We start from the raw sequence: 23,622 nt of genomic DNA, 5'->3' as shown, positions 1-23,622 counted from the left end.
CGGATGCCGACACCCGGCGCATCGCGACGGTGCCGACGCCCGGGGACGGCCGGCCCGCCCGCGTCAGTGCCCGTGCCGGGTCTCGGCGTAGGCGTCGAGCGCGCGACGCCGGGTCTCGCCGAGGTCGACCATGGGCTCCGGCGGATTCTCACCGAGATACTCCGGCGCCCACTCGCGCACGTACTGGTCGTGCTTGTCGAACTTCTTGCGCTGCGTGTCGGGATTGAACACGCGGAAGTACGGTGCGGCGTCGGCGCCGGACCCCGCGACCCACTGCCAGTTGAACGGGTTGCTCGCGGCATCCGCGTCGACCAGGCAATCCCAGAACCACTGCTCGCCCTCACGCCAGTCGATCAGCAGGTTCTTGATGAGGAACGACGCCGTGACCATGCGCACGCGGTTGTGCATGACCCCGGTCCTCCACAGCTGGCGCATGCCCGCGTCGACGACGGCGACCCCGGTGCGACCCTGCTGCCAGGCCTCGAGGTGCGACCGGTCGAGCGGGGGCCACGGGAAGGCGTCGTACTCGCGACGCCAGTTCTTGGTCGCGATGTCGGGGGCGTAGAAGGTCACGTGCCAGGCGAACTCCCGCCACACGACCTCCGAGAGGAATCCGCTCGCGCTCTTCGCGTGTTCGCCCGATCCACGGTGCTGAACGGTGTCGTGCCACACCTGGTACGGGCTCAGCTCGCCCCAGCGCAGTCGCGGTGAGAGGTTCGACGTCGCCCCGCCCGCGAATTCGTCGCGGTACTGCGAGTACCCGCCGAGGTCGTCCTCGAGGAACTCCCTCAGTCGCGCCTTCGCCGCGGGCTCGCCCGGTTCCCACGTCTCGCGCAGGCCGCCGGCCCAGTCGGGCGTGGTCGGCAGCAGCGACCAGGCGCCGAGGTCGTCCCCGTCGACGCGCCCGTCGAAGCCGGGGACTTTGCGCGCCTCGGCCATCGGCGGGCGCGGGGCCGGCAGCTTCTGCACGGCGCGGGCGAAGGGCGTGTAGACGCCGTAGGGCTTGTCGGCCTGCGTGCGCACCGTCCACGGCTCGTAGAGGAGGTTCGCGGCGAACGACGCGACGGTGACCCCGCTATCGCGCAGGGCCTCTTTGATGCCCGCGTCGATCTCGCGCTCGACGCCGCCGTAGCGGCGGTTCCAGAACACCGCGCCGGCGCCCACCTCGTCGACGACGGCGGGGACCACCTGCGCCGCGCGGCCTCGGCGCAGCACGAGCTGCGAGCCGCGTTCCGCCAGGCGCTCACCGAGCGAGGTCAGCGACCCGTGCAGCCACCAGCGGGCGGCTCCGCCGATCTCGCGGACCCCGTCGGACTCCTCGTCAAACACGTAGAGCGCCACGATCGGTTCCTCGCGGTCGAGGGCCGCACGTAGCGCCGGGTTGTCGGTGAGCCGGAGGTCGTCGCGGAACCAGACGATCGAGGGCGTTGCCATTGTTCGACGCTATCCGCCACGGCATCCGTGCGTCCGGGCTTGACACTCGCCCGCCGCCGCCGCCGCCGCCGCCGCCGCCGCCGCCCGCCTCGGCCCGCCCGCGCCCGACGAAACCGCACACGTTTGTCGAGACCGCATCCGCCGGTCGCCGAACGCGTGCGTCCTCGGCGAACGGGTGCGTTCTCGACGAGGGGCCGCGCGCGCGGCGCGCGCGTCAGAGCGTCGAGACGTCGTGCCCCTTCGGCAGCGCCACGGAGAGGCCTCCGGCGATGATGCGCGTGTAGATGCGCGTCGCCTCGCCGAACTCGTCGCCGTCCAGTTCGATCGGCTGTGCGGGGGACGTCGCCAACTCGATGCCCGTGCCGCGCAGGTAGCGCACCGAGGTGTCCTTGCGGCGTTCGAGCACGCGGCGCCCCGCGCGGAACTTGCGCAGGACGGAGTTGTCCCACACAATGCTCCGCCAGACACCCAACCAGCCCAGCACGCCGCTCGGCTGGAGGACGGCCACGTCGAGTCGGCCGTCGGCGACGGAGGCGTCGGGGATCAGCGCCACGCCGCCCTGCAGGGCGCCGCAGTTCGCGAACAGCACGCTCTGCACCTTCGCCGAGTGCAGGCGGTGTCCGTTGAGCTGGTACATGACGCGGAAGGGCTTCGCCGAGACGAGCGACCGCGCCGCTCCGTCGACGTACGCGACCCAGCCGACCTGCTTCTTCAAGTCGTCGCGCGTGTTCTGAATCATTGCGGCGTCCAGGCCGATGCCGGCCATGACCGAGAACCCGTGCTCCTCGATCTCGCCATCGGCCCGGCGGATGCGGGCGAGTCCGGTGTCGATGGGGAGGATGTCGCCTTCGAACGTGGCGCGAATCATCGCGTCGGTGTCGCTCAGCGGAAGGTTCAGGTTGCGGGCGAGGAGGTTCCCCGTGCCGCTCGGCACGATCGTGAGGGGGACGCCCGAGGAGGTCAGCGCCTCGGCGACCGCGCGAACCGTGCCGTCGCCGCCGGCTACGACAACGGCATCCACTTTCTCTTCGAGGGCGGCGCGCGTCGAGTCGTCGCCGAGGTCGTCGACGGTCGTCTCGTAGAACAGAGGCTCGGCCCAGCCTGCCGCGGCGGCCATCTCGGCCACGCGCGCACGCAGCTGCTCAGGCTCGACCTTGGTGGGGTTGTAGATCAGCGCGGCGCGCTTCTTCGCGGTGGGCTCGGCGTCGATGGGTGCCTCGTCGCCGTCCGCCGAGACGCGCTGGGCCTCGCCGGAGCTCTCGTCCGAGGTGTCCGGCTGAACATCCTCGGGCTGGTGGATGACGTCGTCGGGCTCCGCGGCGTCCTTCGGGTCGGGAGCGTCCTTGTGAACGTGGTCGTCGACGTCGTCGACGTCGTCGCCGAGTCGCGCGGCGTGGAAGTCGTCGCTCGAACCTTCGGCCGCAGCGGCATCCGCCTTCACCTCGGCGGGGGCATCGGCGGGGACGGTCTCGGGGGACTCCGCGTCGTCACGCGGCTCGTCAGGGGCGGCCATGGGTCCACCCTAGGACCGCGGTGGGCCGCGACCCGGCTGCGGGACCGGGCTTGACGGGGGGATGCCGATGGCCCATGCGTCACGGGGCGTGCACGCGCCGTTCCGCGGCCGACCGCCTGCCGTTTACGGTCGAGGTCGGGGCGGATCCCCGGGGGATGCCGACCATAGGATGGACGCGTGATCGACCTGACTCTGCTGCGTGAAGATCCCGAGCTCGTGAAGCGCTCCCAGATCGCCCGCGGGGAGTCGCCGGATTCGGTGGACGACGCCCTCGCCGCCGACCGCGACCGCCGCGCCGCCATCACCGCCTTCGAAGAACTGCGCGCCGCGCAGAACGCGCACGGCAAGCGCGTCGCGCAGGCGCCGAAAGACGAGAAGGCCGCCTTGGTGGCCGAGGCCAAGCAGCTCAGCGAGCAGGTCAAGGCGGCGCAGCACGCGGCGGGCGAGGCCGAGGCGGCGGCCGACGCGGCCCTCGCGCGCATCGAGAACATCGTGCTCGACGGGGTGCCCGCCGGCGGCGAAGAGAACTTCGTCACGCTGCGCACCCACGGCGAGATCCCCACGTACGACTTCGAACCGCTCGACCACCTCGCGCTCGGCGAGAAGCTCGGCGCGATCGACATGGAACGCGGCACCAAGGTGTCGGGCAGTCGCTTCTACTTCCTCACCGGCATCGGCGCGCGTCTCGAGCTGGCGCTCATGACCCTCGCCCTCGACCGGGCGCTGCAGGCGGGCTTCACCCCGATGATCCCGCCGACGCTCGTGCGCCCCGAGGTCATGCGCGGCACGGGGTTCCTGGGCCAGCACGCCGACGAGGTGTACCACCTGCCCAAGGAAGACCTGTACCTCGTCGGCACGAGCGAGGTCCCCCTCGCCGGGTACCACATGGACGAGATCCTCGACCTCGAGCGGGGCGCCAAGCGCTACGCGGGCTGGTCCACCTGCTACCGCAGCGAGGCGGGTTCGTACGGCAAGGACACCCGCGGCATCATCCGCGTGCACCAGTTCAACAAGCTCGAGATGTTCGTCTACACCGACCCCGCCGACTCCGAGGCCGAGCACGACCGCCTCGTCGCGATGCAAGAGGGCATGCTGCAGGACCTCGGCCTCTCGTACCGCGTCATCGACGTGGCCGCGGGAGACCTCGGCTCCAGCGCCGCGCGCAAGTTCGACATCGAGGCCTGGGTCCCCACGCAGGACTCCTACCGCGAGCTGACGAGCACGTCGAACTGCACCACGTACCAGGCCCGTCGTCTCGAGACCCGCTTCCGGCCCGAGGGCGGGGGCAAGACGCAGCCCGTGGCGACGTTGAACGGCACGCTCGCGACCACCCGCTGGATCGTCGCCCTTCTCGAGACTCACCAGCGGGCCGACGGATCGGTCACGGTCCCCGAGGTCCTGCGCCCGTACCTCGGCGGGCTCGAGGTCATGGAGCCGGTCGCGTGAGTCGCGAGGCCGCCCTGCCCGAGACCGGCGACGTCGAGATCGCCGCGCAGCACGAGGCGGTCGACGTCGTCGAGCGCATCGCCGACGACGCACCCGTCGGGCGCATGCTCATCGCCCTCGACATCGACGGCACCGTGCTGCTCGAAGACGACACCCTCAGCCCCGGCGTGGTCGAGGCCGTCGCCGGCGCGCACGCGGCGGGCCACGAGGTCATGCTCGCCACCGGGCGCAGCTGGGACAGCACCCACCCGATCATGGAGCGCCTCGGCATCCAGCCCGAGTACGCGGTGTGCTCGAACGGCGCCATCGTCATGCGACGCGTCGGCGACGGCAACGCCGCGGTGTACGAACGCGCGCACGTCGAGACGTTCGACCCGACCCAGGTGCTCACGCTCCTGGGCGAGCACCTCTCGGGCGCCCACTTCCTGGTCGAACTCCCCGACGGCTCGCGATTGTTCACCGACTACCTCGACGACTGGAACCTGCAGGGCGCCAACAAGGTGAGTTTCGCCGAGCTGTCGAACCAGCCCGTGTGCCGCGTCGTCGTCGTCGCCCCCGAGCAGACCGATCAGGATTTCCTCGAGCTCGTCGAGCGCATCGGCCTCACCCAGGTCTCGTACGCGATCGGCTGGACGGCGTGGCTCGACATCGCGCCCCAGGGCGTCGACAAGTCCACCGCCCTCGAGTTGGTGCGCGGGTGGCTCGACATCCCGGCCGCACGGGTCCTCGTCATGGGCGACGGACGCAACGACATCGAGATGATGCAGTGGGCCGTGCGCAACGGCGGCCGGGCGATCGCGATGCACCAGGGGCCGCCCGAGGTGCACGCCGCGGCCGGTGAGGTGGGCCTGTCGGTGAGCGAGGGCGGCGTCGCCGCGATCCTCCGCGCGCTCTAGATCCCGCCTCGGAGGTTCCCGAGCCCGTCGACGGGTCCGGTCGCTCCACGCCCCGGGGCTCAGCGCCCCCACGCCTCCCGCACGGCCGCGCGCAGCATCCGCGTGTCGGCCGGGTCGAGATCGCGCCGGCTGCGAGCGAACGCCGCGCGGGCGGCATCGCGGAACACTCCGGCGCGCGCGGGAGCGGATGCCGCGAGCGAGGCGAGGCATTTCTGCAGGCGCACCTGCACCTCGACGTCGGCCGCGCCGTCGCGCGCCAGCGGACGGAAGGCGTCGTCGACGAGATCGGTGAGCATCGGGGCGGGGACCCAGACCCGCTCGTACGCCACGTCGGCGTCGGGTTCGGTCGCGAGCGCTCGGGCGAACACCCGCTGCAGCGAGGCGACGACCTCGATCGCCGTGCCCGGGTCGTTCGTCGCAGTCGACAGCGCTCGGCTGCCGATCTCGGTCAGGGCGATCACGCCGAATCGGGGGTCCTGCTCGAACGTGCGGTGGTTCTCGATCCGGAACGCACGACGAAGGCCGGCGCGCACGGAATCGTCGACCGACCCTGTCACGGCCGCGAGCGGCACCCGGGCATCGGCGATGCGCCCGGGTGTCGCGCGCACGTGGATGTCGAGTCCGTGCCGGCGGGCGAGGCGGTCGAGCGCGGCGACGTCGACGTGCGTGACGTACCCGACCTTCTCGGCGTGGACGTCCACGGCATCCGGAGGCACGGCGACCGCCGGCCGCGCGCCGAGGGTGGGGGCCGCGGCGTGGAGCTCGAGCGAGGTGGTGGCGGCCCGTTCGACGCGGTCGATGACATCGGCCATGCGGCCGAAGGTCGACAGGTGCGAGATCCACCGCAGCAGGGTGAACACGACGATGCCGATGACGACGAGCGTGGCGACGAAGAGGATCGTGCGCCCCTGCGGCAGGTAGTACCCGGTCGACAGGGCGACGATGCCCACGAGCGAGAAGGTGAACGCCCCGATGAATGTCGAGACGGCGTTCTGCGACGTCGGATCGGCGATGAGCAGGGGCGTGGAGCGGGGCGTCGCCGTGGTCGTGGCCGACGAGAACGCGGTGACCATCGCCGTCACCGAGAAGGTGCTGACGGTCAGCATCGCCGTGGCGATGATCTGCAGCAGCGATCCGACCGAGTTCTGCGCGAGGTCGATGCCGAACTCGAAGGGCAGCAGCGGGCCGAGGACGTTCGCGGCGAGGGCGACGACGACGGCGGTCAGCGTGAAGATCGCCGCGCGCACCCAGACCTGCCGCCCGAGACGGAGGAAGAAGGATGCCAGGGACCCGCGGATCGTCATCGCCATGCGGTCGACGATATCCAGCGTTCGCCGCGGTCGGCGGGGGATGGACGCGGGCGGGCGCAACGCCGGTGCGGCGACGGCTCGCGCCGTCGATAATCGTCACCATGGCATCGCGCGCACGACGGAACCGCCCCCCGCGCGAGACTCCGGGTTCTTCGCGGGTGGACGTCAGCGTGGCGCTCCCCGTGGCGGTGATCGTGCTGGCGGGGCTCGTCGTGGCGGCGGTTCTGCTGCTGTTCTTCGACCCGAGCGCCAACGACGGTGCGGCGTCGATCATCGGCGCCGGTGGGGTGCCCCTCGCCGTGTCGGCGCTGACGATCCAGATGGTTTTCCCGGCCGTGCAGGCGAAGACCCGCCTTCGCCGGTCGTTCCTCTGGTGGCCACTGGGCGTGCTGCCCGTCGGCATTCTGGCGTTGTCGGTTCCCGGCATCCTGCGCGATCCTGAATACTTCGAGGGCGTGGTGGGTGGCCTCGGCGCCACCCTGTTCCTGGTGGTGATCGGGCTGCTGCTCGGCGCCGTCGCGTGGTTCTTCGTCGTGCTCCCTGTAGCGCTGCTCGTGACCGCCGTGGGGCGGGTCCTGCGAGGTGAACGGCCGGCTGCCGCGTGGTTCCTCGTGCCGCTCGGGGCGCTGGCGCTCGATGTCGCGGTACTGCTGAGCGCGACCGCCATCGACCCGGTCGGCGTGCGCGGGCGGGCCGGAGGAGTGCGCACGGTGCTCGCGATTCTCGGAGCGACCGACGGGGTGCGCGTGGAGTCGGAACCCGCCCTGTGGTCCGCGCGGGCGTTCTGGCTGGTCGCCCTCGGCTGCTTCGCGGGGGCCTGGTGGACAGCGCGACGGGCCGCGCGCACCACGGTCGCGCCCGACGCCGAGTGACGACCGGACGTACGCGCAGGTTCACACGCTCGATAGACTCGAACGACCGGGAGGGTTGTCCGAGCGGCCGATGGACCTGGTCTTGAAAACCAGTGGGCAGAGATGTCCCGTGGGTTCGAATCCCACACCCTCCGCCAGATGGTGCTTACTCGAACCCCGCCCGAACGAAAGTTTGGGCGGGGTTCTTTCGTCCCCGTGCTTCGTTCGCGGAAGTTGAGGAGAACGGCAGGTGAGTTCGCCGCCGCTAGAGAGGATTCCCCACGCGGGGACGGGCATGACTCGCTCGGGGGCGTGCTCGTGAACGGATTGACCTGAAACGGCGGGTCGCCCGCCCCTCCTCAGATGCTGACGAAACGGACGTCCGCTCGGTCAGCGGCCTGCCGTAACGATGAGCCGGCGATGCTCGTCCGAACCGCGGTGTCGTGCGCTGGCCACACCATCTCGATCGTCAGGTCACCGCTCAGAGCAGCTAGGTCGATGGGGAACCAGATGTCAAAGGATGCGGAGTGGACCGTGCCGTTGGTTCCTCCCCCACCCCCGCGCAGGTGGGCATACGTCCTCGTGCCCCGTTCGCCGGCAGAGTCCGAAGGAGTGACCCACACGTCCACCGCACCCTCTACCCGCCGATGTTCGGCGAAGGCGTAGACGGTGGTGACACCGTCCGGTACCCGTGCGGCGGTGCGCAGTGTTGCCGACAAGCCGAAGGCGGAGCAGGCGAACCCCGTCAGGGACGCAGTCGCGCCCTCGGCCTCCAGACGCAGCTCGGATGCCCCAGAGACGGCCGCGGGAACTTGGCCGAAGGGCGGATACTGCCGCCGAATCGGTCGCTCAGCTCTGTGCATGTTCTTAGTCGTAGCAGGCCTGGGTGAGGTCTCGCGGATCCGTCGTGTCGAACGCTACAATTCTGTACATGACCACCCTCTCTCTCGCCGACGCCCGGGCGAACCTCTCGAAGCTGGTCGAGTCGGCCGTCACGACGCACGAGCGCTTCGACGTCACCCGGAACGGTGACCGTGTCGCAGTGCTGCTCAGCGCTGATGACTACGACGCTCTCCTCGAGACGGTCGACATTCTCAGCCGCCCAGATGAGGTTGCGGCGGTGCGTGAGGGTCTGGCCGATCTTGCCTCCGGAGAGACGTCTTCTCTCGAAGACGTTCGGGCGGCGATGATCCGGCGCGGACGCCTGTCTTCGTGAACCCGGAGTACGACGTCGTCTTCACGCGGGCCGCCCGGCGCGCGCTCGAACGAGACCTTCCCGAGAAGGTCGCCGCTGCGGCATTCGAGTTCATCGCGGGCGCTTTGCGCGAGAATCCGCGGCGAGTGGGCAAGCCGCTGCGAGAGCCGCTCGCGCCGCTGTACTCCGCTCGCCGCGGCGAGTATCGAGTCCTCTACCGGATCGTCGACCAGAAGTTGGTGATCGAGATCGTGTCGATCGCGCACCGCCGTGACGCCTATCGCGGGTGATGTGCCTGGCGCCTCGCGACAGTCACGGCATTCTCAGCCGCGCGTCCCTAGTATTACTGCGACCTCCTGCCCTGCGGCGGAGTCGACGTGCTGCCGGGCCGGTGGCATCCGTTCGAGAGGACCCGAGTGAGCAAGACCACACCGCGCGGTCAGAAGACCATCGCGCGCCACGGCCGGCTGACGTCGCCGGGGCCGCTGGCGCAACTGTTCCGCGGCCTCGCCATCGTGCTCGCCGTGCTGCTGGTGTCGGGCGGTGCCGTTCTGGCCTACGCCGCGATCGACCTGACCCGCAGCTTCACCGCCGACGCGGTCGAGCTGAAGAACCAGCCGGCCGTCCCGCCGGACATCGGGGAGTTGAAGGGAGGGGTGAACATGCTGCTCATCGGCACCGATGAGTGCGAGCCCGAGTTCGCCCAGCTCTTCGGGGATCGGTGCACGGGCGACGACGCCGAGGGCAGCCTCAACGACGTCAACATGCTGGTGCACATCTCCGACGCCCCTCGTCGCGTGACCGTCATCTCGTTCCCGCGCGACCTGATGGTGCCGATCCCGGCGTGCACCGACAAAGACGGCTACGAGAACTCGGCCATGAGCAAGCAGCAGATCAACAGTGCGTTCTCGTACGGCGGGCTCTCGTGCGTCGTCGAGACGATCTCGCAGCTCAGCGGCCTCGAGATCCCGTTCGCCGCGAAGGTCAGCTTCGGCGGCGTCATCAACATCACCGACGCGATCGGCGGCGTCGACGTCTGCATCGCGAACGGCATCAAAGACCCCTACACCGGCATCGACTGGCCCGCCGGAACGCGCACGGTCGTCGGCCTCGACGCCCTGCAGTTCCTGCGCACCCGCCACGGTGTCGGAGACGGCGGCGACCTCGGGCGCATCTCGAACCAGCAGCAGTACATGTCGCGCCTCGCCAACAAGCTGAAGAGCCAGGAGGTGCTGTCGAACCCGGCGACGCTGTACAAGCTCGCCTCGACCGCGCTGCGCAACGTCGACCCGTCGACCTCGCTGACCAACCCCCTCACGCTGGTGCAGATCGCCTCGGCCGTGAAGGACGTGCCGTTCAACGAGATCGTCTTCGTGCAGTACCCCACCTACACCGACCCGTCCGACGCGAACCGCGTGGTCCCCGACCGCGAAGACGCCGACACGCTGTGGGCCGCGCTCGCGGCGAACCAGCCGCTGCAGCTCTCGGGCAACCTCAGCGACGGCGACGGCGTGGTGGTCGACGAGAACGGCGCCCCGGCTCCGACCGAGACCGCAGCCCCCGCGCCCACCGACGGAACCGAGCCGACCCCGGCGCCGACGTCGGAGGCGATCGTGCTGCCCTCGGGCATCGCCGGGCAGACCGCCGCGCAGGCCACCTGCTCGAACGGCAACGTGCGCTGACCCCCGCCGCCCGGCATCCGGATCGTGGTTCGGATGCCGGGCGGCGACCGGTTAGTATGGACCGGTGTGTTCGTGCCGCAAGGCGTCGATCACCTGGAGACGTCGCATAGTCAGGCCTAGTGCACCACCCTGCTAAGGTGGAGTCCCCGTAAGGGGACCGAGGGTTCAAATCCCTCCGTCTCCGCCGAAAAAGCCCCGGTCCGCCGGGGTTTTTCGCATTCCCGGCGTCGTCGTTGAGAGCGGCCGTCAGGCGCCCCCGAACCTCTCGGTGCGCACCGCCGCGGGAGCGTGACCGTCGTCGACGAGCCAGCCGGCGACGGCCTCGACGAACGGCGTGGGCCCGCAGACGTAGACCCGGGGCCGCTGGGCGGCGGGGAAGACGGCTCGTCGCAGCCCCTCGGCGGTGAGGCGTCCCGGCGGTGCCGAGACTCCCGGCGGGGCGGTGCGCGTGTAGACCAGGTCGAGGGGCAGACCGCGATCGGCGAGCGCCTCGAGCTCGGGGCGGAAGAACACGTCGCCCGGCGAACGCACCGAGTACAGCAGGCGCAGCGGGGTGGCTTCGCCGCTCCGCGCGTGCGCCGCGGCCATCGCGTACAGCGGCACCACCCCCGACCCGCCCGCGATCAGCTGCACGGGGGCCGGGTCGTCGGAGGGACGCCACACGAAGAAAGCCCCCAGCGGGCCGTGCAGCTCGATGCGGTCACCGACGCGCAGATCGTGCACGAGGAAGGGCGATACCTCGCCTTCGGGGGTCTCATCGACGGCGAGCGTCACGCGCGTCCCGTCTCCCGACGAGGCGAGCGAGTAGGAGCGCGACGCCTGGTAGCCGTCGGGTGCGGTGAGGCGCACATCGACGTGCGCCCCCGCGTCGTTGCCCGGCCACGTGGGCACCTCGAGTTCGAGGCGGCGGGCCGTGGTCGTCTCGGGTCGACTCTCGACGACGGTCGCGGCGTGCCAGGCGGGGCGGCGGGTCACTCGTACCGTTCCTCGCGCCAGGGATCGCCGTGCGGGTGGTAGCCGTTCTGCTCCCAGAAGCCCGGCGAGTCGCGGGGCATGGTGACCAGGCCCTGCACCCACTTCGCGCTCTTCCAGAAGTACAGGTGCGGCACGAGCAGCCGGGCGGGGCCGCCGTGCTCGGCGGTGAGGGGTGCGCCCTCGGCCTCGAACGCGATCCAGCTCTTTCCGCCGAGCAGATCGTCGAGCGCCACATTGGTGGTGTACCCGCCGAACGAGTGCACCATCGCGAAGCGGTGCGCGGTCTCGACCTCGGCGAAGACGCGGTCGAGCGAGACGCCCCGCCACGCCATGTCGAGCTTCGTCCAGTGCGTGACGCAGTGGATGTCGACGGTGACGTCTTCGACCCCGAGGGCTTCGAGATCGGCCCGGGTCCAGCGGTGCACGTCGTTCTCGGTGCCGATCACGAACTCCCACGCGTCGTCGGCGACGGTCGGCGTGGGCCCGGCCGAGAGCACGGGCCAGTCGGCCACGAGCGTCTGCCCCGGGGGCAGTCGAGGATCGCGCTCGCGGCGCCGGCCCGAGAAACCGCGGGTGATGAACGACATGGGACCCCCTGCTCGACGCGTCTGCCCACCCTAGCCAGGGCCGCCCGCGGCCGACAGGGTCGCGATGCCGGGTGTCGCGGCAGGTCGTGCCCGGGGCGAAGCCGTGCGCACGGCCGGTCTCGACGCGCGGCCGCGGACGCTCGCGAACCGGGCACAGGGCGGGGGACCGTCTCGCGCCCGCTAATCTCGGGGCTGTGGGCCGTTCGCGCCCGCACCCTCGTACCCCCGGGAGAAACGCACATGTCGGTCGGTCTGCTCGCCGTCGTCGATGACATCCTCAGCGCCGCCATGCGCGCCAGCGCGAAGACCGCGGGAGTCGTCATCGACGACGCCGCCGTCACGCCGCAGTACGTGCAGGGGCTCACCCCCGCGCGCGAACTGCCCGTGGTGTGGAAGATCGCGCTCGGCAGCATCATCAACAAGTACGTGATCATCATTCCGATCGCGCTGCTGCTCACCGCGTTCGCGCCGTGGGTGCTTCCCTACCTGCTCATCATCGGTGGCGGGTTCCTGTGCTTCGAGGGCGCTGAGAAGGTGCTCGAGTGGTTCGGCGTGCATCACGGCGCGCACGACGACGACGGTCCCCGCGACGAGAAGAAGCTCGTGCTGGGTGCGGTGCGCACCGACCTCATCCTCAGCACCGAGATCATGCTGATCGCGCTGTCGAGCCTCGACCCCGGCTTCGGCATCTGGATGACGCTGGGCGCCCTGCTCGTGATCGGCCTGGCCATGACGGTGGTCGTCTACGGTGCGGTCGCGCTGCTGGTGAAGATCGACGACATCGGCCTGCGGTTGATGAAGAGCGCCTCGCGCGGGGTGCGTCGCTTCGGCGTGCGAATCGTGGCATCCATGCCCGCGGTGTTCCGCGTGATCAGCGTCATCGGCACGGTCGCGATGCTGTGGGTCGGTGGGCACCTGGTGCTGCAGAACCTCTTCGAGACGCTGTGGGCCGGACCGTACGAGGTCGTGCACCTCGTGACCCACGCGATCGAGGCCGCCGGCCCCGTGATCGTCTGGATCGTCGAGACCGCGATGTCGGCGGTGTTCGGCCTGATCCTGGGGCTCATCATCGTCGGCATCATGACCGGGGTCACGCGCCTGGTGAAGCGCGACGCCCCCGCCGACGCCGCCCACTGACCCGCCCCGGCGGTCGCACGGTTCGACGCGCGCGTGCCGCGGCAGCGACGGCTACGCGCAGGACTCGCCGGCGGTGACGGCGCGGACGATCCCGCCGACCAGCTCGGGCCAGAGCTCGGGGGCGATGAAGTGCCCCATGCCGGGGTGCACCTGCAGCTCGGCGCCGCGAAGCGCCGCGGCCATGTCGACCGCCGCATTCCAGTGCAGCACGTCGTCGTCGCGGCCGTGGAAGACCAGGGCGGGGACGTCGAGGGCGCGCAGGGCCTCGAGCCGTTCGGGCGCGCGCAGCAACGCCGACCACTGCCGCGAGAAGCCCTCGGGGAAGTACCCGCGGTCGAACGCCTCGCCCGCCGCCCACGCGTTCCATTCGACGTCGAGCGGGTAGCGCTGGCCCGCGGTCGCGGAGGCGAAGGCAGCGGCCCCGGCGGTGATCTCGCCGCGCGAGTACCGCAGCGGAGCCCGCATGAGCTCGGGCCTCTCGTCGTGGAGCACGTAGCGGGTGTCGCGCCCCGGGATGGTCGACAGCAGACCCAGGCTCCGGACCCTCTCGGGATGCCGGATCGCGGCCATCTGCGCCATCATCCCGCCCATCGAGTGCCCGACGAGGTGCGCCGCGTCGAGGCCGAGATCGTCGAGCACGCGCACGACGTCGTCGCCCATCTCTTCGAGGCCGTACCCGCCGTCGATGTCGTCGGGTCCACCGAAACGGGCCGAGAGCCCCACGTCGCGGTTGTCCATGCGCACGACGTGCAGACCCCGCTCGACCAGTCGGGCGACCAGGTCGACGTGCCAGGCGATGAGCTGCGCGCCGCCGCCGGCGATCAACACCACCGTCGGGTCGTCGGCGTCACCGGCGGTGTCGTAGAAGATCGCGGGGTCGGGGGTGAACGGCATCCGGGGTCCTTCGTTCGGGGTGCGAGCGACGATAGCCGCGTCAGCGACGCGGCGGTATGGGTGCAACGCCCATCGGGGCGAGGGCGGGAATGGATGCCGAGCCCGGGGCGTGCAGGTCGGCGGAGAGCTCCGCGGCGAGGGCGCGGGCCGCGGCCTCGAGGCCGGCGAGGCGCGGTTTGACGTTCTCGGTCGCGCCGACGATGCAGGCGGCGGCGGCGACCTGGCCCGCGGCGTCGCGCACGGGGGCGGAGATCGAGGTGATGCCGAACTCGTCGATGGACTCCATGGTCAGCACGCCGTCGGCGCGCACGCGCTCGACGCGACCGGTGAACTGGGCGTACTCGGCGGCCCCGTGCCGGCGGGGGAAGAGCGCGCCCAGCTGATCGAGGGTGAAGTCCATCGCGAGGGTGGGTCCTCCGTCGGAGCCGACGAGCGGATGCGGGCGGCCCAGCCAGGGCGCCATGATCAGGCCCTCGGCGAGGGGTTCGATGTGCTCGACCAGGGTGAAGCTGCGCATGCCCTTGAGCGCGGTGACGAAGACGCAGGCCTCGGCGCGGGCCGCGGTCGCGGCGGCGCGGGCGGGACCGGTGCGCGCGAGGAGGGGCTCGGTCGCCGCGCGATGCCAGGCGTGCAGGGCGAGGTCGAGGTGCAGTCGGTCGGACTCGGCGTCGTGCGCGACCGTTCCCGCGCGGACGAGGGCGTCGACCACTCGACGCGCGCGATCGGGGCGGAGTCGCGCGGCGGACGCGATGCCCCCCACCGAGTCGGGGCCGTCGGCCAGGTGTTCGAGCACGCGCGTCGCCGCCTCGAGGGCGCGGGCCGGCTCGACGGCGGCGGCGTCCCCGCGGCCGGGCCCGACCCGCGCCCCGGCCAGGGCCTGCTCGAACGCGCGCCGCGCATCGGCGAGGACGCGACGCACGCGGGGGCGCGCGCGGGCGGCGCGATAGACCGGGAGGCTCACCGCGAGGGCGGCCACCGTGCGCCCGTCGGGTGCCGTGAGCCGGACGGCGATCTCGACCGCTCGGCCGAGCTGCGACTCGACGAGGCCGTCGCCGCCGCGCGCGGCCCGGACGACGGCGCGACGCTCGTCGGTGACGAGTTCGCCGAGGGTCACGGGCACGTGCAGGGTCCACCCCGAACCGACGGTCGCGAGCACGCGCGCCCCGCCCGTCTCGGGGGCGGCGAGGGCGACCGTCTCGGTGGTCTCCTGCGCGATGCGGTGCAGCTCGAACCGCACGACCGGGGCGAGCGCCGCGGACGCCCGACCCGACAGGGCGAGGGCGCGGGATCCGACGCGATAGCTGCCGTAGTCGTCGGCCCGGGCGAGCAGGCCGATGTCGGCGAGCTCGGCGCACAGCCTCGACACGGTGCTGAGGCTCGCCCGTGCGCCGCGGGCGATCGACGACAGCGGAAGCGGCCGGGTGGGGTCGGGGCGTGCTGCGACCGCACGCAGGGCGGCGATCGCGTGCTCGATCCTCGCGCTCATGGCATCCCTCCCGCCGCGATCGCAATCTCGACCGTGACGTTTTGCATCTCACGGTGACCGTAACAGCCCCGCCGCGCGGGGGTTCGAATAATGGCTGACATTCGCCGGGCACCCGACCGGCCCCTCGAAAGGACCCGCCATGGAGCAGTTCGACGTCGCCGTCGTCGGTCTCGGAGCCCTCGGCAGCGCCGCCGCGTACCACCTGGCCGGCCGGGGCGCGCGCACGGTCGCCTTCGAGCAGTTCGAGCTCGGGCACGTGCGCGGCGCCTCGCACGACACCTCGCGCATCGTGCGCACCTCGTACGGCTCGGCCGCGTACGTGCGCTTCGCGCAGGCGGCGTACCGCGAGTGGGCGGCGCTCGAGGCGGCCACGGGGGAGCGACTGCTGAGCATCACCGGCGGCGTCGTGTTCATCCCCGACGGCGGCCCGTACGACGCCACCGACTTCGCGCGGAGCCTGACCGACAACGACGTACCGTTCGACCTGCTCGGCCCCGACGAGGTGCACGAGCGGTGGCCGCAGTTCTCGGTGCCCGCCGGCGTCACCACCGTCTACACGCCCGACTCGGGGATCGTCCACGCCGCCCGCACGGTCACGACGCTGCAGATGCACGCCCGGGTGCGGGGCGCCGACCTGCGCGACCGCACGCGGGTCGACCGCCTCATCCCCGACGGCGACGGCGTGATCGTCTCGACCTCGTCCGGCGAGGTGCGCGCTCGCCGCGTCGTCGTGGCCGCCGACGCGTGGACGAACACGCTGCTCGAGCCGCTCGGCATCCGGATTCCGCTCGAGGTCATGCAGGAGCAGGTGAGCTACTTCGCCCCGTCCGAGCCCGAGGCGTTCGAGCGCGACAGGTTCCCCGTCTGGATCTGGGAGGACGAGCAGTGCTTCTACGGTTTCCCGACCTACGGCGAGCCCACCATCAAGGCGGCGCGCGACGTCTCGGAGGTGCACATGTCACCGGCGGAGCGCACGTTCGTCCCGTCGGAGGAGCGCACGGCCGAGCTGGCGGCGTTCCTCTCGGCGACGATCCCCGCGAGCGGCCCGGTGCTGCGCACCGTCACCTGCCAGTACGCGCTGACCCCCGACCGCCGCTTCGTCATCGGCCCCCTCGTCGAGCAGCCCGACATCATCGTGGCGCTGGGCGCCGGCCACGCGTTCAAGTTCACCCCGGCGATCGGTCTGGCGCTGGCCGAGCTCGCGATGGGCGGCGACACCACCGACGACCTGTCGGCGTTCGCGGTCGACGCGACCGTCGCCCCGGCGATGTGAGGACCCCCGTGCAGATTCAGCGCCGCGGAGACGGCCACCACGATTGGACCCTCTACGAGGGGGAGGGGCGCGTGGGCATCGAGTGGTACTTCCCGGATGCCACGGCCCTCGGCGCCCAGGTGATGCTCTACCACCTGGCCCCCGGCGCCTCGGAGGGCGAGCACCGCCACCTCACCGGCGCCGCCGACAGCTGCTCGGCCGACAGCAGCGACGAGATGTACGTCGTCACCGCGGGCGAGATCGTCTTCACCGCCGACGGGGTCGACCGGGTGCTCAGGGCGGGAGACGGCGCGTACGCCCCGGCGGGCATGGTGCACGGCGTGCGCAATGCCTCGGACGCCCCGGCCGAGCTCGTGCTGATCTTCGGCCCGCCGACGACCGCCCGGTCGACGACCGCGCCGACCGCCGCCCCGCCGACCGCCGCCCCGCCGATCGCCGCCCCGGAGGAGACGCCGTGAGACACGCCCCCGACTACGCCCTGACCGACCTCGACGCGGTGCGCGAGATGGTGCGCGAGAACCCCTGGGCCACGCTGGTGAGTCATGTGCCCGGGCGGGGGCTCGTGGCATCCCACTATCCGGTGCTCGTCGACGACGCGGGCGACGGGTTCTCGATCGTGAGCCACGTGGGGCGCCCCGACGAGGCGCTGCACGAGCTCGGCGCGCACGAGGTGATGGTGGTGGTGTCGGGGCCGAGCGGCTACGTCTCGCCCGGCTGGTACGACGTGTCGCCGGCCGTGCCGACGTGGAACTTCGTCGTGGCGCACCTGTACGGCACGCCCGAGCTGCTGAGCGACGATGAGAACCTCGCGGTGCTCGACCGGCTCGTCACGCACTTCGAGGCACCGTTGCCGAACCCCTTCCTGATGCACCGGAGCCTCGAGAACACCGCGTACGCCGAGCGGATCGTGCACGGGACGGTCGGGTTCCGCCTGCCCGTCGCACGGTTCGAGGCGAAGCAGAAGCTCAGCCAGGACAAGCCCGCCGCGGTCGTCGACCGCATCGTCGCGGCGCTGCGCGCTCCCGGCCCCTATGAGAACCCGGCCCTGGCCGGTCGGATGGATGCCATCCGCCAACGAGAGGAACGAGAAGAACGATGACCGGATTCGTAGGCGTGGATGCCATGGTGCGCTGGGTCGCGACGAACGGAGCCGAGCGGCTCATGACCGACATGGTCGCGTACCTCGAGGCCGACTACCGTCGCTGGTCGTCGTTCGACAAGGTCGAGCGCATGGCCAGCCACACCCCGTTCGGGGTGATCGAGCTCATGCCCATCAGCGATCCCGACACGTACGCCTTCAAGTACGTGAACGGGCACCCCTTCAACCCCGGCCGCGGGTACCAGACCGTCACCGCGTTCGGCGTGCTCGCCGACGTGCACAACGGCTATCCGGTGTTCCTGTCGGAGATGACGCTGCTCACGGCGTTGCGCACCGCCGCGACCTCGGCCATGGTGGCGCGCCGACTGGCCCGCCCCGACGCGCGCACGATGGCGATGATCGGCGCGGGGAGTCAGGCGGAGTTCCAGGCCCTCGCGTTCCGCGGTGTGCTGGGCGTGGATCGTCTGCGCGTGTTCGACGTCGATCCCGCGGCCACCGCCAAGCTCGTGCGCAACCTCACCCCGCTCGGCTTCGACATCGAGGTGTGCGACTCGGCGGCCGAGGCCGCGCGCGGCGCCGACATCGTCACGACCTGCACCGCCGACAAGGCGGCGGCGACGGTGCTCAGCGATGCCGACGTGACAGCGGGAATGCACATCAACGCCATCGGCGGCGACTGCCCCGGTAAGACCGAGCTCGACCCCGCGATCCTGTCGCGCGGGCCGGTGTTCGTGGAGTACGCCCCGCAGACCCGGATCGAGGGCGAGATCCAGCGGGTCGCCGCCGACTTCCCGGTGACGGAGTTCTGGGAGGTGTTGACCGACCGCGCTCCGGGGCGCACCTCCGACGACCAGGTGACCGTCTTCGACTCGGTCGGCTTCGCGATCGAGGACTTCTCGGCGCTGCGGTTCCTGCGCGACAGCGTCGCGGGCACCGAACTGGCGCTCGAGATCGACCTCGTGGCCGCCCCCGACGACCCGAAGGATCTCTTCGGCCTCGTCGGCGCCCCGGTGCCCGCTCTGTGAGCGCGCTCACCCTGCGCTCGGGCCGGCCGTACGGCGGCGAGCCCGTCGACGTCGTCGTGCGCGACGGCCTCATCGCCTCGATCGTCCCGGCCGGTTCCGCTCCGGCCGAGGGCGAGGTCGTCGAGCTCGACGGCCGCGCGATCGGTCCCGGCCTCTGGGACGCCCACGTGCACTTCTCGCAGTGGGTCATCTCGAGCCGCCGCGTCGACGTCGCCGGCACGCACAGCCCCGATGAGGTCGTGGATGCCGTGCGTCGGGCGCTCGTCGCCGGGGCGCCGCGCACCGACGGGGTGCTCGTCGGCTACGGCTACCGCGACGGGTTGTGGACCACTCCGACCACACTCCGACTCCTCGACGACGCGTTCCCCGACGTTCCGGTGGTGCTCGTCAGCGGCGACCTGCACGCCGGGTGGATGAACTCCCGCGGGGCCGAACGCCTCGGCCTCCGCCCCGACGCCAGCGGCGTCGTCGCCGAGTTCGAGTGGATCGCCGCCCTGCAGCGGTTCCAGCAGGCGGCATCCATTCCGGTCGAGGCATATGGCGAGGTCGCCGAGGCCGCGGCTCGGCGCGGTGTGGTCGGCATCGTCGACTACGAGAACGTCCCGAACTTCCTCGAGTGGCCCGAGCGGGTCGCCGCGGGTGTGCGTGCGCTGCGGGTCGACGCCTCGGTGTGGCCCGACCGGCTCGAGGAGGCCATCGACGAGGGCCTGCAGACGGGCGACCCGCTCGACGCCGACGGACTCGTCACCATGGGCCGGCTGAAGGTCGTCGTCGACGGCTCGCTCAACACGCGCACGGCGTGGTGCTGGGACCCGTACCCCGGTGCCGACCCCCTGCACGCCCACGCGTGCGGCGTGCAGAGCGTCTCGGTCGACGAGCTGCACCGACTGCTCCGACGCGCCCAGCAGGGCGGCATCCTTCCCGCCGTGCACGCCATCGGCGACCGCGCGAACGCCGAGGTGATCGGTGTGTTCGAGACCCTCGGCATGCCCGGCATCATCGAGCACGCGCAACTCGTCAGTGACGGCGATTTCGCCCGGTTCCGCCGGGCGGGCCTCATCGCCAGCGTGCAGCCCGAGCACGCGATGGACGACCGCGACATCGCCGACCTGCACTGGTCGGGACGCACCGACCGGGCCTTCGCGTTCGGCTCTCTGCATCGGTCGGGCGCGGCCCTGCGCCTCGGCTCCGACGCCCCCGTCGCCCCGCTCGACCCGTGGCACGCGATCGCGTCGGCGACCTCGCGCAGCCGCGGTGACCGCGAGGCCTGGCATCCGGAACAACGCCTTCCGCTCGACGTCGCGCTGGCGGCGAGCAGCCGCAGCACCCTCGCCGTCGGGCAGCCGGCCGACCTCGTGGTGCTCGAACGCGACCCCTTCGCGTGCGACCGCGACGACCTGCGCGAGATGACCGTGGCGGCGACCCTGCTCGGCGGGCGGTTCACGCACCGGGCGGTGTGACCGGGCTCGTCGGGGGCGGCGGGCCGCCCCCGCCAGGCCAGCCGTCGCGCGGGGCCGTCGCGTGCGGACGCTCGACGATCCGGCGGGTGCGCGAGCGCGATCCCCGCGCCCGGTCGACGCGTTCCCGTCCGCGCGGAGCGTTCAGGCGTTCAGGACGAGCGTCTCTCCCGCACGAGCGCGCGAGACGCAGGGGTAGATGATGCGGGAGTCGTCGTCGACCGTCAGCGAATCGCGGTGGTCCACCGCCCCATCCAGCACGGGCACGGCGCACGAGCCGCAGACCCCGCGCAGGCAGGAGCCGTTCATCGGCACCCCGGCGCCCTGGAGCGACTCGAGCAGCGACCGGGTCGCGGGCACCTCGACGGTCACACCGGACCGGGCGGCGGTGGCGGTGAAGGCCTCGTTCGGCCCGAACTCCCGCTTCCGGGGCTCGAAACGCTCGAGATGGATGCCGGACCCCTCGGGCAGCATCGGGGTCAGCGCCCAGAGCGCGTCGACGAACGACGCCGGCCCGCACGCGTAGACGTCGGTGCCGGGGGCGATCCCGCCGACGACCGCGTCGAGGTCGAGACGCCCCTGCTCGCGGCTGACGTGGACGGTGGCGCGATCACCGAGGGCGGCGATCTCGTCGGCGAAGGCGACGCCGTCGCGCTCCCGGGCGACGACGATCATCCTCCAGTCGGCGTCGACGGCGGCGAGGTGACGGGCCATCGACAGGATCGGCGTGACCCCGATCCCCGCGGCCAGCAGCAGGTACGCGGGGGCCTCGCCGAGCTCGAACAGATTGCGGGGCGGGCGGACCCAGACGGTGCTGCCCTCGCGCAGGAACGCGTGGATGTAGTGCGAGCCGCCGCGCGACAGTTCCTCGCGGCGCACGGCGATGCGGTACGACGCGGTGTCGGCGGGGTCGCCGCACAGCGAGTACTGCCGCTCGTGGCGTGTGATCAGCTGCAGGTCGATATGGGCGCCGGGGTTCCAGGCGGGGAGGGGGGATCCATCGACGTTCTGCAGGCGGATGCTCACGATGTCGGGCGTCTGGCGGATGATCTCGCGGACCACCAGGGGCATCAGTCCCTCGCGGCTGCGCACCTCAGTACAGCGCCCGGTAGGCGCCGGACATGGCCTCGTCGATGACGTCGCCGACCGCGGCATCCCATCCCGACGTGCTCGCCCAGATCTGGCCCGAGGTCGGCACCTGCGTGGCCAGGTCCTGCATGTCGGCGTCCCAGATCCCGCCGCGCAGCAGAGCGCGCCCGCAGTGAAGGTACACCTGCTCGATGCGCAGCACGATCGCGAGGTCGGGCACGGTGTGGTCCTGCTCGAGGGAGCGCAGCAGGGTGGGGTCGTCGGTGACGAACGCGGTGCCGTTGATGCGCAGCGTCTCGCTCATTCCCGGCACGAAGCACAGCAGGGCGGCGTGGCCGTTGTCGACGATGTTGCGCATCGAGTCGGCGATCTTGTTGCCGAGGCGGTCGGGAAGCACGACGGTGCGGTCGTCGATCGCCCGCACGAAACCGGGGTAGTCGCCGCGCGGCGAGCAGTCGCACGTTCCGTCGCGATCGGCGGTGGCGAGGGTGGCGAACGGCGAGTGGGCCAGGAAGCGCAGGCAGTTCTCATCGAGGTGGTCGGTGATCTTCTGCAGCGAGGGACCCTCCGGCTCGCCCAGCGTGCCGCGGATGTCCTCGAGCCCGAGCGCGCGGAAATCGGTGGAGAGCATGTCATCGACGCTACCCCGGGGTCCCTCGAACCTCATCGTCGCTCGGGCACAGGATCACCGGGTCGAAGTGTGCCGTCGGCACAGCGAGCGCCGCAGTGACCGAGGGCCACCGCCCCACGCCGGCGCCGCGATCAGGCCCCGGCGCCCTCCTCAGCGCCCCGAGCCGAGCAGGCGCACGCGGCAGGCCAGCTCGACCGCGAAGCGGGTGTCGGGGTCGTCGAGGTCGACCCCGAGCAGCTCGCGCGCGCGTCTGATGCGGTAGCCGACCGCGTTGGGATGCAGGTTCAGCTCGCGCCCCGCCTGCGCGAGCGAGTGACGATGGCCGAGGTACGACAGCAGCGTGCGTACGGCCGTCATCGCTTTCTCGGGACCCAGCACGTCGAGTGGGTGGAGGATGTCGTCGAGCAGGTTGCGACTCACCGGCGAGGCGTAGAAGTCGAGCAGCAGACGTCGGAGCCCGGTCACGTCGGTGAGCTCGATGGCATCCAATCGACCGCCGGCGATCGCGGAGTCGGCGGCGACGCGCGCCTCGGCGGCCGACTGACGCAGACCCGCGGCTCCGGTCTGCGGGGTGCCGAGACCGACCGTGTACGTCCAGTCGTCGCCGATGAGACGGCGTGCCTGGGCCTGCACGCGCGACACGACGTCGCGTAGGCGCCGCTGGTGGTCGCCCGCACCGTGGTCCTCGCTGCTGACGACGAGGACGTCGTCCTGCAGGAAGGCGATGTGCCACAGCTCGGGGCGGTCCTCGATGAGCTGCAGGGTGAACAGCTCGAGCGCGGCCTCGACGAAGCGCGGGGCGCGCAGCCCCGGGTCGGTGCGGTGCTGCGGACGCATCCACGCCACGGCGTGCGAGAGCTGCAGGGGCAGACCGAGGCGTGCGGCCGGAGCGACGAACCCGTCGACGCGGCCGGCCTCGGCAAGGATCAACTCGACGATGAGGTCGGCGCGCGACTGGTTCGGGGCGAAGCGGTCCTGCAGGTGCCGCTGCATGGCCCGCGACACGAGCGAGGCCACGACCGGCAGGGCGACGGTGGCGGCCGGGTCCGAGGTCTCGGCGACCAGCCGGCCGATGGGCACCTCGCCCGCGAACACCGCGTCGGCGTCGGTCCACGAGGTCGCCAGGTCTTCGCGCAGGCTCACCCGCACGCCCAGGGCGGTGCCCGCGGCGTCGAGGATCGCCGCCACCGCGTCTCCCTCGCCCGCAGCCGCGGCCTGCGTCGCCTTCTCGACCGCGAAGGCCGCGCGGGTCATCGACTCGGCCGCGCCCCCGCTGATCACCCGGTCGATCGCCACGGCGAGGTCGGGAGCGGGCGCCGCGAGCGACACGAGCACGGGAACGCCGCCGCGCAGCGCCAGCACGGTCGCTGTCTCGGTCGCCGTGAAGCCCGCGGGCATGACGAGGCCCGCCAGCCCGCGCGCGCTGGCCTGGCGCAGGGCCACGTCGACGAGGTACGGCGCGGGCGGGTCGTCGCCGGCCACGACGGCCAGGGTGCCCGCGGTCAGGCCGGGCAGATCGGCGAGGGTCGACACGTCGACGCGTTCGATCGTCGCTCCGCCCTCGGGGCCGGCGGCGTGGGCGATGCCCAGGCGTTCGGTCTGAGCGAGAAGGTCGGAAGTGGTGAGCTGTGCCACCAGCACA

At 71.8% G+C, this 23,622-nt stretch carries 22 protein-coding genes and 2 tRNA genes; 14 read left to right on the top strand and 10 right to left on the bottom strand.

The features are described 5' to 3' along the window. Nucleotides 1-63: 63 nt before the first annotated feature. The gene (locus tag IFU19_RS00270) at nucleotides 64-1,434 is read right to left on the bottom strand and encodes a cryptochrome/photolyase family protein (RefSeq protein ID WP_192012612.1); all 1,371 of its coding nucleotides are present in this window, start codon (nucleotides 1,432-1,434) and stop codon (nucleotides 64-66) included. A gap of 214 nt (nucleotides 1,435-1,648) precedes the next feature. Continuing rightward, nucleotides 1,649-2,947 carry a diacylglycerol/lipid kinase family protein gene (locus IFU19_RS00265; RefSeq protein ID WP_192012611.1) on the bottom strand — a complete coding sequence of 433 codons (1,299 nt, stop codon included), beginning with the start codon at nucleotides 2,945-2,947 and terminating at the stop codon, nucleotides 1,649-1,651. 177 nt (nucleotides 2,948-3,124) lie between these two features. Here IFU19_RS00265 and serS point away from each other — a divergent pair, with 177 nt between their 5' ends. Beyond that, on the top strand, nucleotides 3,125-4,393 hold the full coding sequence (gene serS / locus IFU19_RS00260) for a serine--tRNA ligase (protein ID WP_191915542.1): 1,269 nt from the start codon (nucleotides 3,125-3,127) through the stop codon (nucleotides 4,391-4,393). Then, entirely contained in the window at nucleotides 4,390-5,289 is a 900-nt protein-coding gene (locus IFU19_RS00255) for an HAD-IIB family hydrolase (protein WP_191915543.1), read from the top strand. Before serS ends, IFU19_RS00255 begins: the two co-directional genes overlap by 4 nt. A 59-nt stretch (nucleotides 5,290-5,348) precedes the next feature. Here IFU19_RS00255 and IFU19_RS00250 read toward each other — a convergent pair whose 3' ends face one another. Further along, nucleotides 5,349-6,599 carry a DUF2254 domain-containing protein gene (locus tag IFU19_RS00250; RefSeq protein WP_192012610.1) on the bottom strand — a complete coding sequence of 417 codons (1,251 nt, stop codon included), beginning with the start codon at nucleotides 6,597-6,599 and terminating at the stop codon, nucleotides 5,349-5,351. Between the two features lie 101 nt (nucleotides 6,600-6,700). Between IFU19_RS00250 and IFU19_RS00245 the strand changes: the two genes are divergently transcribed. The 6 genes from IFU19_RS00245 to IFU19_RS00220 all read left to right on the top strand — a co-directional run bounded on the left by IFU19_RS00245 (nucleotide 6,701) and on the right by IFU19_RS00220 (nucleotide 10,511). Then, nucleotides 6,701-7,471, top strand: a complete 771-nt coding sequence (locus IFU19_RS00245) for a hypothetical protein (protein WP_192012609.1) — start codon at nucleotides 6,701-6,703, stop codon at nucleotides 7,469-7,471. A gap of 49 nt (nucleotides 7,472-7,520) precedes the next feature. After that, nucleotides 7,521-7,608, top strand: a tRNA-Ser gene (locus IFU19_RS00240). Nucleotides 7,609-8,381: 773 nt separating this feature from the next. Then, nucleotides 8,382-8,666 (top strand): type II toxin-antitoxin system Phd/YefM family antitoxin, encoded by a 285-nt coding sequence (locus IFU19_RS00235; protein WP_082509747.1) that lies wholly within the window; start codon nucleotides 8,382-8,384, stop codon nucleotides 8,664-8,666. Continuing rightward, complete coding sequence (locus tag IFU19_RS00230) at nucleotides 8,663-8,935, top strand: type II toxin-antitoxin system RelE/ParE family toxin (protein WP_192012608.1); 273 nt, start codon at nucleotides 8,663-8,665, stop codon at nucleotides 8,933-8,935. Before IFU19_RS00235 ends, IFU19_RS00230 begins: the two co-directional genes overlap by 4 nt. Nucleotides 8,936-9,061: 126 nt before the next feature. Beyond that, entirely contained in the window at nucleotides 9,062-10,327 is a 1,266-nt protein-coding gene (locus IFU19_RS00225) for an LCP family protein (protein WP_055832953.1), read from the top strand. A gap of 95 nt (nucleotides 10,328-10,422) precedes the next feature. Then, a tRNA-Ser gene (locus IFU19_RS00220) sits at nucleotides 10,423-10,511 on the top strand. Nucleotides 10,512-10,573: 62 nt separating this feature from the next. Here the strand turns inward: IFU19_RS00220 and IFU19_RS00215 are convergent. Together IFU19_RS00215 and IFU19_RS00210 are read right to left on the bottom strand one after the other, a co-directional pair. Further along, nucleotides 10,574-11,302, bottom strand: a complete 729-nt coding sequence (locus IFU19_RS00215; protein WP_192012607.1) for an FAD-binding oxidoreductase — start codon at nucleotides 11,300-11,302, stop codon at nucleotides 10,574-10,576. Further along, nucleotides 11,299-11,889 (bottom strand): molybdopterin-dependent oxidoreductase, encoded by a 591-nt coding sequence (locus IFU19_RS00210; protein ID WP_192012606.1) that lies wholly within the window; start codon nucleotides 11,887-11,889, stop codon nucleotides 11,299-11,301. Before IFU19_RS00210 ends, IFU19_RS00215 begins: the two co-directional genes overlap by 4 nt. Nucleotides 11,890-12,129: 240 nt before the next feature. On the opposite strand from IFU19_RS00210, the gene IFU19_RS00205 reads away from it, so the two are divergent. After that, entirely contained in the window at nucleotides 12,130-13,026 is an 897-nt protein-coding gene (locus IFU19_RS00205) for a DUF808 domain-containing protein (protein WP_192012605.1), read from the top strand. A gap of 51 nt (nucleotides 13,027-13,077) precedes the next feature. Here the strand turns inward: IFU19_RS00205 and IFU19_RS00200 are convergent, their stop codons facing one another. After that, nucleotides 13,078-13,920 carry an alpha/beta fold hydrolase gene (locus tag IFU19_RS00200; protein ID WP_192012604.1) on the bottom strand — a complete coding sequence of 281 codons (843 nt, stop codon included), beginning with the start codon at nucleotides 13,918-13,920 and terminating at the stop codon, nucleotides 13,078-13,080. A 40-nt stretch (nucleotides 13,921-13,960) separates the two neighbouring features. After that, complete coding sequence (locus IFU19_RS00195) at nucleotides 13,961-15,406, bottom strand: IclR family transcriptional regulator domain-containing protein (RefSeq protein ID WP_192012603.1); 1,446 nt, start codon at nucleotides 15,404-15,406, stop codon at nucleotides 13,961-13,963. Between the two features lie 139 nt (nucleotides 15,407-15,545). On the opposite strand from IFU19_RS00195, the gene solA reads away from it, so the two are divergent. The 5 genes from solA to IFU19_RS00170 are packed head-to-tail and all read left to right on the top strand — an operon-like array spanning nucleotide 15,546 to nucleotide 20,263. Continuing rightward, the gene (gene solA / locus IFU19_RS00190) at nucleotides 15,546-16,679 is read left to right on the top strand and encodes an N-methyl-L-tryptophan oxidase (RefSeq protein ID WP_192012602.1); all 1,134 of its coding nucleotides are present in this window, start codon (nucleotides 15,546-15,548) and stop codon (nucleotides 16,677-16,679) included. Between the two features lie 8 nt (nucleotides 16,680-16,687). Next, nucleotides 16,688-17,137 (top strand): cupin domain-containing protein, encoded by a 450-nt coding sequence (locus tag IFU19_RS00185; RefSeq protein WP_192012601.1) that lies wholly within the window; start codon nucleotides 16,688-16,690, stop codon nucleotides 17,135-17,137. Continuing rightward, complete coding sequence (locus tag IFU19_RS00180) at nucleotides 17,134-17,778, top strand: FMN-binding negative transcriptional regulator (RefSeq protein ID WP_192012600.1); 645 nt, start codon at nucleotides 17,134-17,136, stop codon at nucleotides 17,776-17,778. The genes IFU19_RS00185 and IFU19_RS00180 overlap by 4 nt, the downstream gene beginning before the upstream one ends. Continuing rightward, nucleotides 17,775-18,803, top strand: coding sequence for an ornithine cyclodeaminase (locus IFU19_RS00175; RefSeq protein WP_192012599.1), 1,029 nt, complete (start codon nucleotides 17,775-17,777; stop codon nucleotides 18,801-18,803). Before IFU19_RS00180 ends, IFU19_RS00175 begins: the two co-directional genes overlap by 4 nt. After that, nucleotides 18,800-20,263 carry an amidohydrolase family protein gene (locus IFU19_RS00170; RefSeq protein WP_192012598.1) on the top strand — a complete coding sequence of 488 codons (1,464 nt, stop codon included), beginning with the start codon at nucleotides 18,800-18,802 and terminating at the stop codon, nucleotides 20,261-20,263. The genes IFU19_RS00175 and IFU19_RS00170 overlap by 4 nt, the downstream gene beginning before the upstream one ends. A gap of 141 nt (nucleotides 20,264-20,404) precedes the next feature. Here the strand turns inward: IFU19_RS00170 and IFU19_RS00165 are convergent, their stop codons facing one another. From IFU19_RS00165 to IFU19_RS16945, 3 genes are all read right to left on the bottom strand, one after another. Continuing rightward, on the bottom strand, nucleotides 20,405-21,331 hold the full coding sequence (locus IFU19_RS00165) for a PDR/VanB family oxidoreductase (protein WP_192012597.1): 927 nt from the start codon (nucleotides 21,329-21,331) through the stop codon (nucleotides 20,405-20,407). Between the two features lie 22 nt (nucleotides 21,332-21,353). Then, a complete protein-coding gene (locus IFU19_RS00160) occupies nucleotides 21,354-21,980 on the bottom strand; it encodes an MSMEG_1061 family FMN-dependent PPOX-type flavoprotein (protein ID WP_156458899.1) in 627 nt (208 codons plus the stop codon). Nucleotides 21,981-22,130: 150 nt separating this feature from the next. Beyond that, nucleotides 22,131-23,615, bottom strand: a complete 1,485-nt coding sequence (locus tag IFU19_RS16945) for a helix-turn-helix domain-containing protein (RefSeq protein WP_192012596.1) — start codon at nucleotides 23,613-23,615, stop codon at nucleotides 22,131-22,133. Nucleotides 23,616-23,622: the final 7 nt, after the last annotated feature.

The organism is Microbacterium sp. CFBP 8794 (genome assembly GCF_014841235.1).
Taxonomy (GTDB): Bacteria; Actinomycetota; Actinomycetes; order Actinomycetales; family Microbacteriaceae; genus Microbacterium.
Note: the sequence above shows the minus strand (reverse complement) of the source record. Positions and strands in the feature narration are given on the sequence as shown.